The organism is Kluyvera intermedia (assembly GCF_034424175.1).
Lineage (GTDB): Bacteria > Pseudomonadota > Gammaproteobacteria > Enterobacterales > Enterobacteriaceae > Kluyvera > Kluyvera intermedia.
Genome location: NZ_CP139986.1, coordinates 3,585,258 through 3,598,395, shown reverse-complemented (window position 1 = coordinate 3,598,395; position 13,138 = coordinate 3,585,258). Strand labels below are relative to the sequence as shown.

General features: G+C 52.6%; 16 protein-coding genes. 13 read left to right on the top strand and 3 right to left on the bottom strand.

Annotated elements, in window-relative coordinates:
• Positions 1 to 76 precede the first annotated feature (76 nt).
• Positions 77 to 658, bottom strand: a complete 582-nt coding sequence (gene acpH, locus U0026_RS17515) for an ACP phosphodiesterase (RefSeq protein ID WP_062773933.1) — start codon at positions 656 to 658, stop codon at positions 77 to 79.
• 91 nt (positions 659 to 749) lie between these two features.
• Between acpH and queA the strand changes: the two genes are divergently transcribed.
• From queA to U0026_RS17480, 7 genes are all read left to right on the top strand, one after another.
• Positions 750 to 1,820, top strand: a complete 1,071-nt coding sequence (gene queA / locus U0026_RS17510) for a tRNA preQ1(34) S-adenosylmethionine ribosyltransferase-isomerase QueA (protein ID WP_062773931.1) — start codon at positions 750 to 752, stop codon at positions 1,818 to 1,820.
• Positions 1,821 to 1,873: 53 nt separating this feature from the next.
• Positions 1,874 to 3,001, top strand: coding sequence for a tRNA guanosine(34) transglycosylase Tgt (gene tgt, locus U0026_RS17505; protein WP_062773929.1), 1,128 nt, complete (start codon positions 1,874 to 1,876; stop codon positions 2,999 to 3,001).
• A gap of 22 nt (positions 3,002 to 3,023) precedes the next feature.
• Positions 3,024 to 3,356: a preprotein translocase subunit YajC gene (gene yajC / locus U0026_RS17500; RefSeq protein ID WP_062773927.1), complete on the top strand. Its 333-nt coding sequence runs from the start codon at positions 3,024 to 3,026 to the stop codon at positions 3,354 to 3,356.
• 27 nt (positions 3,357 to 3,383) lie between these two features.
• The gene (gene secD / locus U0026_RS17495) at positions 3,384 to 5,231 is read left to right on the top strand and encodes a protein translocase subunit SecD (protein ID WP_073971097.1); all 1,848 of its coding nucleotides are present in this window, start codon (positions 3,384 to 3,386) and stop codon (positions 5,229 to 5,231) included.
• A gap of 10 nt (positions 5,232 to 5,241) precedes the next feature.
• Positions 5,242 to 6,213, top strand: coding sequence for a protein translocase subunit SecF (secF, locus tag U0026_RS17490; protein WP_062773923.1), 972 nt, complete (start codon positions 5,242 to 5,244; stop codon positions 6,211 to 6,213).
• A gap of 110 nt (positions 6,214 to 6,323) precedes the next feature.
• Positions 6,324 to 6,671 (top strand): HNH nuclease YajD, encoded by a 348-nt coding sequence (gene yajD / locus U0026_RS17485; RefSeq protein ID WP_062773921.1) that lies wholly within the window; start codon positions 6,324 to 6,326, stop codon positions 6,669 to 6,671.
• 289 nt (positions 6,672 to 6,960) lie between these two features.
• A complete protein-coding gene (locus tag U0026_RS17480; RefSeq protein WP_126441012.1) occupies positions 6,961 to 7,068 on the top strand; it encodes a type I toxin-antitoxin system toxin Ldr family protein in 108 nt (35 codons plus the stop codon).
• An 88-nt stretch (positions 7,069 to 7,156) separates the two neighbouring features.
• Here U0026_RS17480 and U0026_RS17475 read toward each other — a convergent pair whose 3' ends face one another.
• On the bottom strand, positions 7,157 to 8,020 hold the full coding sequence (locus U0026_RS17475) for a nucleoside-specific channel-forming protein Tsx (RefSeq protein WP_062773919.1): 864 nt from the start codon (positions 8,018 to 8,020) through the stop codon (positions 7,157 to 7,159).
• Positions 8,021 to 8,313: 293 nt separating this feature from the next.
• On the bottom strand, positions 8,314 to 8,856 hold the full coding sequence (locus U0026_RS17470) for a SadB/YajI family lipoprotein (protein WP_082806307.1): 543 nt from the start codon (positions 8,854 to 8,856) through the stop codon (positions 8,314 to 8,316).
• Positions 8,857 to 9,006: 150 nt separating this feature from the next.
• Here U0026_RS17470 and nrdR point away from each other — a divergent pair, with 150 nt between their 5' ends.
• From nrdR to pgpA, 6 genes are all read left to right on the top strand, one after another.
• Entirely contained in the window at positions 9,007 to 9,456 is a 450-nt protein-coding gene (gene nrdR / locus U0026_RS17465; RefSeq protein ID WP_052283888.1) for a transcriptional regulator NrdR, read from the top strand.
• A gap of 3 nt (positions 9,457 to 9,459) precedes the next feature.
• On the top strand, positions 9,460 to 10,563 hold the full coding sequence (ribD, locus tag U0026_RS17460) for a bifunctional diaminohydroxyphosphoribosylaminopyrimidine deaminase/5-amino-6-(5-phosphoribosylamino)uracil reductase RibD (RefSeq protein ID WP_062773915.1): 1,104 nt from the start codon (positions 9,460 to 9,462) through the stop codon (positions 10,561 to 10,563).
• Between the two features lie 85 nt (positions 10,564 to 10,648).
• Positions 10,649 to 11,119 (top strand): 6,7-dimethyl-8-ribityllumazine synthase, encoded by a 471-nt coding sequence (gene ribH / locus U0026_RS17455; protein WP_062773913.1) that lies wholly within the window; start codon positions 10,649 to 10,651, stop codon positions 11,117 to 11,119.
• A 19-nt stretch (positions 11,120 to 11,138) separates the two neighbouring features.
• Positions 11,139 to 11,558, top strand: coding sequence for a transcription antitermination factor NusB (nusB, locus tag U0026_RS17450; protein WP_062773912.1), 420 nt, complete (start codon positions 11,139 to 11,141; stop codon positions 11,556 to 11,558).
• 74 nt (positions 11,559 to 11,632) lie between these two features.
• Complete coding sequence (gene thiL / locus U0026_RS17445; RefSeq protein WP_062773911.1) at positions 11,633 to 12,604, top strand: thiamine-phosphate kinase; 972 nt, start codon at positions 11,633 to 11,635, stop codon at positions 12,602 to 12,604.
• Positions 12,597 to 13,088, top strand: a complete 492-nt coding sequence (gene pgpA / locus U0026_RS17440; RefSeq protein WP_228552159.1) for a phosphatidylglycerophosphatase A — start codon at positions 12,597 to 12,599, stop codon at positions 13,086 to 13,088. Before thiL ends, pgpA begins: the two co-directional genes overlap by 8 nt.
• Positions 13,089 to 13,138: the final 50 nt, after the last annotated feature.

The following is a 13,138-nucleotide window of genomic DNA, read 5'->3' as shown; positions in this document are numbered from 1 at the left end:
TGGATAGGTTTTGACTATTAATATTTTATTTTTACCAAAGGATCAAGAATAGCCGTTCCGTGGCGCGATGCAAGGATTACAGCGTTTTGTTTTTTGCCTGCTGCATCATCTGCGGATAAAACTGCCAGAAACGAATCTCCAGCTCGTTATAGTGCGTATCCAGATCCTGCCAGGAATCACGAAGCGCATCCAGTTTTGGACGACGGCTGGCCATGCCGTTCAATACCCGCTGGATAAAATCCATCTCACGATAGCGTTCCAGCCAGCGCTCTGACCAGAGATGTTGGTTCAGTACGATAAAGCGCTCTGGGGCCTGTGGCAAAATGGTGGTGACCTGGGTATGGGCGTAGTGGATGAACTCCGGCAGCGCGATATCTGGGGAAATCTGCGCCCAATGGCGAGATAAAAAGTGATCCCACATCACGTCCAGCGTAATAGGCGCAACCCGGCGTGTTTCGGGACGAAACCATTCGCGCGCCTCTTTAACCTGCGGCAGGTTATCGGTCATGACATCAATACGACGATGCATATGAATGCCATCAACAATATCGGCCGGGTAGTCCTCTTTTGGATTTCCGCGGACAAAATCCGCCAGCAGGTTCCCAGACAGCGAGCTGTCAGCGAGATGAGCGAGGTGCAGGTGAGCGAGAAAATTCATTGTTTGTTCTTTATCCAGAGGGGTAAGGGTTGCAGGGAAGACGCCCCGGCACTAGACTACCCGCCTCATTATTAAGCCCAGAGTTACCGTCATGCGCGTTACCGATTTCTCCTTTGAACTACCCGAATCCCTGATTGCCCACTATCCACAAGCTGAACGCAGCAGCTGCCGCTTGCTGTCTCTGGATGGGCCAACGGGCGCGCTGACGCACGGTACTTTCACCGATTTGCTCGACAAGCTCAACCCTGGCGATCTGCTGGTCTTTAACAATACCCGCGTGATCCCAGCGCGCCTGTTCGGCCGCAAGGCTAGCGGCGGCAAGATTGAAGTGCTGGTCGAGCGTATGCTGGATGATAAACGTATTCTGGCACATATTCGCGCGTCTAAAGCGCCGAAGCCGGGTGCTGAACTGCTATTGGGCGACGACGAAAGTATTAAAGCGACGATGGTCGCACGCCACGATGCGTTGTTTGAAGTCGAGTTTGATGACGAGCGCAGCGTGCTGGATATCCTCAATGCCATCGGCCACATGCCGCTGCCGCCGTACATTGACCGTCCAGATGAAGATGCTGACCGTGAACTGTATCAGACGGTGTATAGCGAAAAGCCCGGTGCGGTTGCCGCGCCGACCGCCGGTCTGCACTTTGACGAACCGCTGCTGGCGAAACTTCGCGAAAAAGGCATTGAGATGGCGTTCGTCACTCTGCACGTCGGTGCCGGTACGTTCCAGCCAGTTCGCGTCGATACCATTGAAGATCACATCATGCACTCCGAATATGCGGAAGTGCCGCAGGATGTGGTGGATGCGGTGCTGGCGGCCAAAGCGCGCGGTAATCGCGTTATTGCCGTAGGCACCACCTCCGTGCGTTCGCTGGAAAGCGCAGCGCAGGCAGCAAAAGATGAACTGATTGCGCCGTTCTTCGGTGACACGCAAATCTTCATTTTCCCTGGCTACCAATATCAGGTCATTGATGCGCTGGTGACTAACTTCCACTTACCGGAATCGACGCTGATTATGCTGGTATCGGCGTTTGCTGGTTATAAAAACACCATGAATGCCTATCACGAAGCGGTAAAAGCGGAATATCGCTTTTTTAGTTACGGGGATGCGATGTTTATCACGTACAATCCGCAGGCTATTTCTGAGCGTGTCGGAGAATAAGTCTCCCGCATGAGTGTTTAACGTCAGACTGTTTTTCTGACGCAGGAGTGAAGATGAAATTTGAACTGGATACCACAGACGGTCGCGCGCGTCGCGGCCGCCTGGTTTTTGACCGCGGCGTTGTTGAAACGCCAGCCTTTATGCCGGTGGGTACCTACGGCACCGTAAAAGGCATGACGCCGGAAGAAGTGAAAGATACCGGCGCACAGATTATTCTCGGCAACACCTTCCACCTGTGGCTGCGCCCGGGTCAGGAAATCATGAAGTTGCACGGCGACCTGCATGACTTCATGCAGTGGAAAGGACCGATCCTTACCGATTCCGGTGGTTTCCAGGTCTTTAGCCTTGGTCATATCCGCAAGATCACCGAACAGGGCGTGCACTTCCGCAACCCGATCAACGGCGATCAGATTTTCCTCGATCCAGAAAAATCGATGGAAATTCAGTACGATCTCGGTTCTGACGTCGTCATGATCTTCGACGAATGTACGCCGTACCCGGCGGACTGGGATTATGCGAAGCGCTCCATGGAAATGTCTCTGCGTTGGGCCAAGCGTAGCCGCGACCGTTTTGACGACCTCGGCAACAAAAACGCGCTTTTTGGCATTATTCAGGGCGGCGTTTACGAAGATTTACGTGATATCTCCGTGAAAGGTCTGGTGGATATTGGCTTTGATGGCTACGCTGTCGGCGGTTTAGCGGTCGGTGAGCCGAAGGCAGACATGCACCGAATTCTGGAGCACGTATGCCCGCAGATCCCAGCCGATAAACCACGCTACCTGATGGGCGTCGGCAAACCAGAGGATCTGGTGGAAGGCGTACGTCGTGGTATCGACATGTTTGACTGCGTTATGCCAACGCGTAACGCCCGTAATGGTCATTTGTTCGTGACCGACGGTGTGGTAAAAATCCGCAATGCTAAGCATAAAAGCGACACCAGCACGCTTGATGCGGAGTGTGATTGCTACACCTGTCGCAATTATTCACGTGCGTACTTGCATCATCTTGATCGTTGCAACGAAATATTGGGCGCGCGCCTCAATACCATTCATAATCTTCGCTACTATCAGCGCTTAATGGCTGGTTTACGCAAGGCTATTGAAGAGGGTAAATTAGAGAGCTTCGTGACCGATTTTTACCAACGCCAGGGGCGTACGGTTCCACCTTTGAACGTTGATTAATTTTAATAATGAGGGAATTTGAATGAGCTTTTTTATTTCTGATGCGGTAGCAGCAACTGGGGCACCGTCGCAGGGCAGCCCGATGTCTCTGATTCTGATGCTGGTGGTCTTTGGTCTGATTTTCTATTTCATGATCTTGCGTCCACAGCAGAAACGTACCAAAGAACATAAAAACCTGATGAGCTCCATTGCCAAAGGTGATGAAGTTCTGACAAACGGTGGCCTGGTGGGTCGTGTGACGAAAGTAGCAGAAACCGGCTACATCTCAATCGCACTGAACGACACCACTGAAGTGGTTATCAAACGTGACTTCGTAGCTGCCGTTCTGCCGAAAGGCACCATGAAGGCGCTGTAATATTCCGTTTTCCCAAAGGGAACTGCCGTGTTAAACCGTTATCCTTTGTGGAAGTATGTCATGCTGGTCGTCGTGATTGTCGTCGGCCTGCTGTATGCGCTTCCCAACCTGTATGGTGAGGATCCGGCCGTTCAAATCACTGGCGTGCGCGGTGTCGCCGCCAGTGAGCAAACGCTGATCCAGGTCCAGAAAACGTTACAAGAAGAAAAAATTACCGCTAAGTCTGTGGCACTGGAAGAGGGCGCTATTCTTGCGCGCTTCGACACCACCGATATCCAGTTGCGCGCGCGTGAAGCGTTGATGAGCGTGCTGGGTGACAAATATGTCGTGGCGCTTAACCTTGCTCCGGCAACGCCGCGCTGGTTGGCTGCAATTCATGCAGAACCAATGAAGCTCGGTCTTGACCTGCGTGGCGGCGTTCACTTCCTGATGGAAGTGGATATGGACACCGCGCTTGGCAAACTCCAGGAACAAAATATCGATAGCCTGCGCAGCGACTTGCGTGAAAAAGGCATTCCTTATACTACCGTTCGCAAAGAAGACAACTACGGTCTGAGCATTACCTTCCGTGACAGTAATGCGCGTGATGAAGCGATCTCGTATCTGAGCAAGCGTCATCAGGATCTGGTTATCTCAAGCCAGGGCAGTACTGCCATGCGTGCGGTGATGACCGATGCGCGTCTGAGCGAAGCCCGCGAATATGCGGTACAGCAGAACATCAACATTCTGCGTAACCGTGTGAACCAGCTGGGCGTTGCTGAGCCAGTCGTTCAACGTCAGGGCGCTGACCGTATTGTGGTCGAATTGCCGGGTATTCAGGACACCGCGCGTGCGAAAGAAATTCTGGGCGCCACGGCGACGCTGGAATTCCGTCTGGTAAACAGCAATGTTGACCAGGCAGCAGCCGCTTCCGGGCGTATTCCGGGCGACTCTGAAGTGAAAAACACTCGTGAAGGCCAGCCGGTTGTGCTGTTCAAACGTGTGATTCTGACCGGTGACCATATCACCGACTCGACTTCGAGCCAGGACGAATATAACCAACCGCAGGTTAACATCTCGCTGGATAGCGCAGGTGGTAACATCATGTCCAACTTCACCAAGGACAATATCGGTAAACCGATGGCGACCCTGTTTGTGGAGTATAAAGACAGCGGTAAGAAAGATGCGAATGGCCGTGCAGTACTGGTGAAACAAGAAGAGGTGATTAACATCGCCAATATCCAGTCCCGACTGGGTAACAGCTTCCGTATCACTGGGATCGGCAACCCGAACGAAGCGCGTCAGCTGTCGCTGCTGCTGCGTGCGGGTGCGTTGATTGCGCCAATCCAGATTGTTGAAGAACGTACCATTGGTCCAACGTTGGGTATGCAGAACATCAAGCAAGGTCTGGAAGCATGTCTGGCCGGTCTGGTGGTCTCTATCCTGTTCATGCTGTTCTTCTATAAGAAGTTTGGCCTGATTGCGACCAGTGCTCTGCTGGCAAACCTGGTACTGATCGTCGGTATCATGTCATTGCTGCCGGGGGCAACGCTGAGTATGCCAGGTATTGCGGGGATTGTGTTAACCCTTGCCGTGGCGGTCGATGCGAACGTTCTTATCAACGAACGTATCAAAGAAGAGCTCAGTAACGGACGCTCGGTACAACAGGCTATCAACGAGGGCTATGCTGGCGCGTTCAGTTCCATCTTCGATGCGAACATTACGACGCTGATTAAAGTCCTGATCCTGTATGCAGTCGGCACCGGGGCAATTAAAGGGTTCGCGATTACTACCGGTATCGGTGTGGCGACGTCGATGTTTACCGCGATTGTCGGTACGCGTGCCATCGTAAACCTGTTGTATGGCGGCAAGCGCGTCAAAAAGCTGTCAATCTGAGGAGTGCGATGTGGCACAGGAATATACTGTTGAACAATTGAACCACGGCCGTAAAGTCTATGACTTTATGCGCTGGGACTACTGGGCTTTCGGCATCTCGGGTTTCCTGCTGATTGCGGCCATCGTGGTGATGGGCGTACGCGGGTTTAACTGGGGGCTCGATTTCACCGGTGGTACGGTGATTGAAATTACGCTGGAAAAACCAGCGGATATGGACGTGATGCGCGATGCGCTGGAGAAAGCGGGCTTCGTTGAGCCGCTTCTGCAGAACTTCGGTAGCAGTCATGACATCATGGTGCGTATGCCGCCAACTGAAGGTGCAGATGGCGGGCAGGTGCTGGGAAGTAAGGTGCTGAGTGTGATTAACGAAGCAACCGACCAGAACGCCGCCGTGAAGCGTATCGAGTTCGTTGGGCCAAGCGTTGGTGCCGATCTGGCACAGACTGGTGCAATGGCACTGATGGTGGCGCTGTTATCCATCCTTGTGTACGTCGGTTTCCGTTTTGAATGGCGACTGGCGGCAGGTGTGGTTATCTCGCTTGCGCACGACGTGATCATCACTGTTGGTATCCTCTCGCTGTTCCAGATCGAGATTGACCTGACTATCGTGGCATCCTTGATGTCGGTAATCGGTTACTCGCTTAACGATAGCATCGTGGTATCTGACCGTATTCGTGAAAACTTCCGCAAAATTCGTCGCGGTACGCCTTACGAAATCTTTAACGTGTCGTTGACCCAGACGCTGCACCGTACGTTGATTACGTCCGGTACCACGTTAGTGGTTATTCTGATGCTGTACCTCTTCGGTGGTCCGGTGTTAGAAGGCTTCTCGCTGACCATGCTTATCGGTGTTTCCATCGGTACCGCGTCTTCTATCTACGTAGCATCGGCGCTGGCGCTGAAGTTGGGTATGAAGCGTGAGCATATGCTGCAGCAGAAAGTTGAGAAGGAAGGGGCGGATCAGCCGTCCATTCTGCCGTAAGCGAGCGTTATTACGTCATTGAAAAAAGCCGTAACACACCGATTGTGTTGCGGCTTTTTTATTGCAGTATTCTAAAAATAAGCCCGATTATTGTTTTGTGAGGAGTCATCATGGCCATCATCCCTAAAAACTACGTCCGTCTGGAAAGTGGTTATCGCGAAAAAGCATTGAAGCTGTTCCCGTGGGTCTGCGGGCGCTGTTCACGAGAGTTTGTTTACTCCAATCTGCGCGAACTCACGGTTCACCATATGGATCACGACCATACCAATAACCCGGAAGACGGCAGTAACTGGGAGCTTTTATGCCTGTATTGTCACGATCACGAGCACTCAAAATATACTGAAGCGGATCAATACGGTTCGACGGTGATTGCCGGGGAAGATGCGCAGAAGGATGTGGGTGAGGCGACCTATAATCCATTTGCCAACCTGCAAGCGATGATGAATAAAAAGAAATAACCGACGTGTTGTAACGCGTACATTGCTACTGGAATCCCGATCGCAAGGTTGGGATTTTTTTGTTTTTAAGTCATGTGGATATGTCTTGGCAGAGTAGAATCAGCGGCAAGCCGGGTTTACCCGGTGAGGCGCAGTGTTGCGGGGGCTTGATCCCCGGTGGCGTTGTTGCTGGAAAGAGAAAACCCCCGCACATTGTTCGGTATTCACCGGCAACATAACGGGGGCGATCCTATGTCTAGACAACATCAGGATAGCCGCGAACCGTTGCCATTGCAACCAAGGCGGCTATATGACGCTCACGGAAGTTTGCATTTTTTTCTGGCACGATCTGGCGGCACCTACGCTTGTCAGTATTGCGACAGGTCTGTTTTTAGGCTGGTGGCATAGCAGGAAATAATGCGCGGTGGGCGTGATTGTCGCCGCGTGGCAGCATGCGCCCGAAACAGGCCAGAGGGAAACCTCTGGCCTTTTTTGCGGTATCGAACTTAGAAGTTGTAACCCACCACCAGGTAACCACCCCAGCCGGTAGATTTGGCGCTAAAGTCGCCTTCACCCCAGTTCAGGGTTGAGCCTTCTTTCCACTGGCCGCCGTTATGGAAGTAACGTGCGACAACAGAGTAGTGCCAGTGATCGTAGTTCAGTGCCAGGACGTGGCTGGAGGCGATGGAATTGCTGGTACGGTTTTCATCATCGCCCAGATCTGAGCCCCAGTCGAAGTTGGTGAAACCGATGTAGCTCAGTTTACCGCCCCACAGGTCGGAAATCGGCACAAAGTATTTCACTTTGAAACGGTAGCCATCCCATTCGTTTTCGTTGGATGCGCCATAGTTCTGCCACTGGTACTTCGCGTACACGTTCATTGACAGGCTCATTGGCAGGCCAGTGTCGATATCGGTACCCAGACCCATGTACCAGGTGCTCTGGCGGCTGGCTTTGTTATCGCCCATATCGTAGATGTAGTTGTTGGCGATATACCACTCTTTGAACGGACCAAAGCTCAGGTCTGCACCGGTCAGCTTGTCGATAGAAAAGCGCGGTTCGATTTCCATGAACATTGGGGAACCGTCTGACCAAATGCCTTTATCGTTGCCGTTACCCCAGTCGAAGGTTTTTGGGATATCGATGTAGCCGTAGAAATCTAACCAATCTTTTTTGGCAAATGCTTCGTACTCCAGATAAACGTCGTTGTTCAATTTTGGAGAGAAGCGAGTGTGGTAGCTACCAACAACGTTGACGCTCTGATGCCACCAGTCGGAAACGTACTGCGGCTGAGTGCTGTCCGCAGCATTAGCAGTGAAAGAAGCGGTAAGCGCCAGCGCGGCACCGGCTGCAAGTAATGTTTTTTTCATATTTATGCCACTAATAAAAAAATTCGAAAGAGAGTGATTTTTATCACCGAAGTTTTTCTAAATGTTTCGTGTTTCTGCGTGCCTATTATATGAATCCTTGCTCACGAAAATCAGTCGCAGTTCACACATTTTTCAAGTGCGTAATCGATTGCGTTCACGTTTGCGTAGATTGGACGCCGCGATTGTACTGATGGAGTGAATTATTGCAAATTTTTACACACAGGAAATGTATAGAAGGTGAGGGAAGCAATGGCAGCACCGGAGCGTTATTGTCACTCCGGTGCCTGAAAGCTTTATTGTGGGTTAGCGGGCTGAACGTCGTGAATACGTACAAAGCCTAGTTGGTCAGGCGTCACACCATTAAGCTGGAGGGGAATATCCACATCGCTTGGCGCAAGTATGCTTGCTGGCGCTGAGAAAAGCTGATTTTGCACGTTCACTTCCTGATACTGCTCGGTGGTACCCTGAATTTTCCCCCATTCCACGGTACCGGTGAAGGCCGGTAGCGGATCGTTGGATTCACCCTGAATACGTAAAGTGAGCGCGGTCCCCTGCGCATTTGGCGCGATATTTTTCAGCGACATACGCAGTGTTCCAACCTGGCTGTTCAAACGCGCAGGTGTGTTTGCGCCTGGCAGCAGGTAAGCGCCACGGGTTGACTTTGCATTCAACGCATTCTGCTGAGTGATTTTTACCGTTTCTTTGTTCAACTGCGTCATTTCAGCGCTTAATGTACTGATACTTTGATGCATTTGCTTCACTTCCGCCTGCTGTGCACAGGCGGTCAGGCTGACGAGGCTTCCCAGCAGGGCTATTCTTAGGTAACGTCTTGTCATTGTGTCTTTTTCCTTCTCTTGGGATAACGCAATGGTAGCGCGCATTAGGTCTTCTGGCATCGATCCATTATCTCAAAAGCGCTGTTCCTTTGTTGTCTCGCCAGTTCAGGGTAAAATAGATTTCATTAACCCTCACCGTCAGGACGTCGTATGCACTGCCCATTCTGTTTCGCCGTAGACACTAAAGTGATTGACTCCCGCCTTGTGGGAGAAGGTTCCTCCGTTCGCCGCCGTCGGCAATGCCTGGTATGCAACGAACGCTTCACCACTTTTGAAGTGGCTGAGCTGGTGATGCCTCGCGTGGTGAAAAGCAATGACGTGCGCGAACCGTTTAACGAAGACAAGCTGCGTAGCGGTATGCTCAGAGCGCTGGAAAAGCGCCCGGTAAGTTCCGATGATGTAGAAATGGCGATTAATCATATCAAATCGCATCTGCGCGCTACCGGTGAACGCGAAGTCCCGAGCAAGCTGCTGGGTAATCTGGTGATGGAGCAACTGAAAAAGCTCGATAAAGTGGCTTATATTCGCTTTGCTTCCGTTTATCGCAGCTTTGAAGATATTAAAGAGTTTGGCGAAGAGATCGCCCGCTTACAGGACTAAGCTATGCACGATGAAATGTACATGGCGCGCGCGCTAAAGTTAGCGGCGCGCGGGCGATTCACCACCCATCCGAACCCGCGTGTTGGCTGTGTGATTGTGAATCAAGGCGAAATCGTCGGCGAAGGTTTTCATTATCGTGCCGGTGAGCCGCATGCGGAAGTTCACGCGCTGCGGATGGCGGGTGATAAAGCGAAGGGCGCGACCGCCTATGTGACGCTTGAACCATGCAGCCATCACGGTCGCACGCCGCCGTGCTGCGATGCATTGATTGCCGCCGGTGTTTCACGCGTGGTGGCTGCCATGCAGGATCCGAATCCGCAGGTGGCGGGCCGTGGTCTCTATCGCTTGCAGCAGGCCGGTATTGAGGTCAGTCATGGCTTGATGATGAGTGAAGGCGAAGCGTTGAACAAAGGTTTTCTCAAACGTATGCGCACCGGTTTTCCTTATGTACAGCTAAAGCTTGGCGCATCGCTTGATGGCCGCACGGCGATGGCCAGCGGTGAAAGTCAGTGGATCACCTCCCCGCAGGCTCGCCGCGATGTGCAGCGCCTGCGCGCGGAAAGTCACGCCATTTTAACCAGTAGCGCCACGGTGCTGGCAGACGATCCCGCTTTAACCGTACGTTGGGATGAGCTGAGTGCCGACACTCAGCAGCTTTACCCGCAAGAAAATCTGCGTCAGCCACTGCGTATTGTTATCGACAGCGGTAATCGTGTGACGCCAGAGCATCGAATTGTGCAGCAGCCGGGTGAAACGCTGTTTGCGCGCACCAAAGATGATACCCGTAGCTGGCCGGAAGGCGTGCAAACGCTAAAAGTGCCAGAGCATAACGGGCATCTCGATCTGGTTTTATTGATGATGCAACTGGGAAAACAGCAAATTAACAGCATCTGGGTTGAGGCCGGGCCAACGCTTGCCGGTGCGCTGATTCAGGCGGGTCTGGTTGATGAGCTTATCGTCTACATCGCACCTAAACTATTAGGCAGCGACGCGCGCGGATTATGTGTGCTGCCGGGGCTTGAGAAACTGGCCGATGCCCCCCATTTTAAATTCAATGAGATACGTCAGGTCGGCCCTGATGTCTGCCTGCATTTAACAGCCAGGTGAGGCTTTCTGAATTAGAAGCAGCAGCGCCCGGAATATTATGATAAAATCCGCCCCCCTGCGGGGCAAATGAACCCAAAGGAAGAGTATGAACATTATTGAAGCTAACGTTGCTACCCCGGACGCTCGCGTCGCCATCACCATCGCGCGTTTCAACAACTTTATCAATGACAGCCTGCTGGAAGGTGCTATCGACGCCCTGAAACGCATTGGTCAGGTTAAAGATGAAAACATCACCGTAGTTTGGGTTCCAGGTGCTTATGAGCTGCCGCTGGCAGCAGATGCGCTGGCAAAAACCGGTAAATACGATGCGGTGATAGCACTGGGTACAGTTATCCGTGGCGGTACAGCTCACTTCGAATATGTCGCTGGCGGGGCAAGCAATGGTCTGGCGCAAGTCGCTCAGGACAGCGGAATCCCGGTAGCCTTTGGTGTTCTGACCACCGAAAGTATTGAACAAGCTATCGAACGCGCTGGCACAAAAGCCGGGAACAAAGGTGCAGAAGCTGCACTGACCGCGATTGAAATGATTAATGTATTGAAAGCCATCAAGGCCTGATTTTTGTAAGGGGAAATCCGTGAAACCTGCTGCTCGTCGCCGCGCCCGTGAGTGTGCCGTCCAGGCGCTCTACTCCTGGCAGTTGTCCCAGAACGACATCTCTGATGTTGAATACCAGTTCCTGGCGGAACAAGACGTTAAAGATGTTGACGTCGCGTACTTCCGCGAACTGCTGTCCGGGGTAGCGACTAACAGCGCGTACCTCGACGGATTGATGAAGCCGTACCTTTCCCGTCTGCTCGAAGAGCTGGGCCAGGTAGAAAAAGCGGTACTGCGTATTGCGCTGTTCGAACTGTCCAAGCGTGATGATGTGCCGTACAAAGTGGCTATCAACGAAGCTATTGAGCTGGCAAAAACTTTCGGCGCTGAAGACAGCCACAAGTTTGTCAACGGTGTACTGGATAAAGCCGCTCCTGCCATTCGTCCCCGCAAAAAGTAACCCGTAGGCCGGTGAGAGGGTGGTGTCTACCACTTTCCCCGGCCTTGTTTTATCCTTCTGCTGAGGCATAACGTATGGCATGCGGCGAATTCTCCCTGATTGCCCGTTATTTTGACCGAGTAAGAAACGCCCGTCTTGATGTCGAAACCGGAATTGGTGACGACTGCGCGTTACTCAACATCCCCGAAAAACAAACCCTGGCAATCAGCACCGATACGCTGGTAGTCGGTAATCATTTTCTTCCTGATATTGACCCTGCGGATCTCGCGTATAAAGCTCTGGCGGTTAACGTCAGCGATCTCGCCGCTATGGGGGCCGATCCTGCGTGGTTAACGCTCGCGCTGACTCTGCCTTCGGTCGATGAAAACTGGCTTGCGGCGTTCAGTGATAGCCTGTTTGAGCAGCTAAATTACTACGATATGCAGCTTATTGGCGGCGATACCACCAAAGGGCCGCTGTCGATGACGCTCAGCATCCACGGGTATGTACCGGTGGGGCGGGCGCTGAAGCGTTCTGGTGCGAAGCCGGGAGACTGGATTTACGTTACCGGTACGCCGGGTGATAGTGCCGCCGGGCTGGCGTTGCTCCTCAATCAGTTAACCATTGATGAACCGGAAGACGCCGCTTATCTGCGCCAGCGACACCTGCGTCCAACACCGCGTATTCTGCAAGGGCAGGCACTGCGCGATCTTGCGAACTCGGCTATCGATATCTCTGATGGGCTGATTTCTGACCTCGGGCATATCCTGAAGGCCAGCGGTGTGGGCGCGCGCGTGGATCTGGATGCGTTGCCCTATTCTGAAGCGATGCAGCGTCATGTTGCGCCAGAACAGGCCTGCCGCTGGGCGCTCTCCGGCGGCGAAGACTATGAACTCTGCTTTACCGTTCCCGAACTGAACCGCGGAGCGCTGGAAGTCGCGCTGGGCAAACTGGGTACGCCGTTTACCTGTGTTGGGCAAATCAGCGCGGATGTGGAAGGGCTGAATTTTACGCAAGATGGCAAAGCGGTCACGCTGGACTGGAAAGGATACGATCACTTTGGCTAAGCCTGATACCGCTAAAAGCCGCCTGAATTTAGGTAACCCCTGGCACCTGCTGGCGACTGGATTTGGCAGCGGACTCAGTCCAATTATGCCAGGCACGATGGGGTCGTTAGCCTCGATTCCATTCTGGTACTTGCTGACATTTTTACCGCTACAAGTGTATTCGCTAGTGGTGATGTTCGGTATTTGCATCGGCGTATATATCTGCCGTCGCACGGCGCGCGATATGGGTACGCATGACCACGGTAGCATTGTGTGGGATGAGTTTATCGGCATGTGGATAACCCTGATGGCGATCCCGGTTATCAGTTGGCAGTGGGTGCTGGCTGGATTCGTTGTATTCCGCATTTTTGATATGTGGAAGCCGTGGCCGATCCGCTGGTTTGACCGCAATATCCACGGTGGTATGGGGATTATGGTGGACGATATTATCGCCGGGGTTATTTCGGCGGGGATTTTGTACGTGGTAGGGCATCATATTCTGTGATGGTTTTCCCCCTCTCCCTTCCAGGGAGAGGGGGAAAACCAATACTGACG

Excerpts from the sequence above, each read along its gene's own strand:
- acpH (WP_062773933.1), bottom strand. The coding sequence starts at position 658 with ATGAATTTTCTCGCTCACCTGCACCTCGCTCATCTCGCTGACAGCTCG.
- queA (WP_062773931.1), top strand. The coding sequence starts at position 750 with ATGCGCGTTACCGATTTCTCCTTTGAACTACCCGAATCCCTGATTGCC.
- tgt (WP_062773929.1), top strand. The coding sequence starts at position 1,874 with ATGAAATTTGAACTGGATACCACAGACGGTCGCGCGCGTCGCGGCCGC.
- yajC (WP_062773927.1), top strand. The coding sequence starts at position 3,024 with ATGAGCTTTTTTATTTCTGATGCGGTAGCAGCAACTGGGGCACCGTCG.
- yajD (WP_062773921.1), top strand. The coding sequence starts at position 6,324 with ATGGCCATCATCCCTAAAAACTACGTCCGTCTGGAAAGTGGTTATCGC.
- U0026_RS17480 (WP_126441012.1), top strand. The coding sequence starts at position 6,961 with ATGACGCTCACGGAAGTTTGCATTTTTTTCTGGCACGATCTGGCGGCA.
- U0026_RS17475 (WP_062773919.1), bottom strand. The coding sequence starts at position 8,020 with ATGAAAAAAACATTACTTGCAGCCGGTGCCGCGCTGGCGCTTACCGCT.
- U0026_RS17470 (WP_082806307.1), bottom strand. The coding sequence starts at position 8,856 with ATGACAAGACGTTACCTAAGAATAGCCCTGCTGGGAAGCCTCGTCAGC.
- nrdR (WP_052283888.1), top strand. The coding sequence starts at position 9,007 with ATGCACTGCCCATTCTGTTTCGCCGTAGACACTAAAGTGATTGACTCC.
- ribD (WP_062773915.1), top strand. The coding sequence starts at position 9,460 with ATGCACGATGAAATGTACATGGCGCGCGCGCTAAAGTTAGCGGCGCGC.
- ribH (WP_062773913.1), top strand. The coding sequence starts at position 10,649 with ATGAACATTATTGAAGCTAACGTTGCTACCCCGGACGCTCGCGTCGCC.
- thiL (WP_062773911.1), top strand. The coding sequence starts at position 11,633 with ATGGCATGCGGCGAATTCTCCCTGATTGCCCGTTATTTTGACCGAGTA.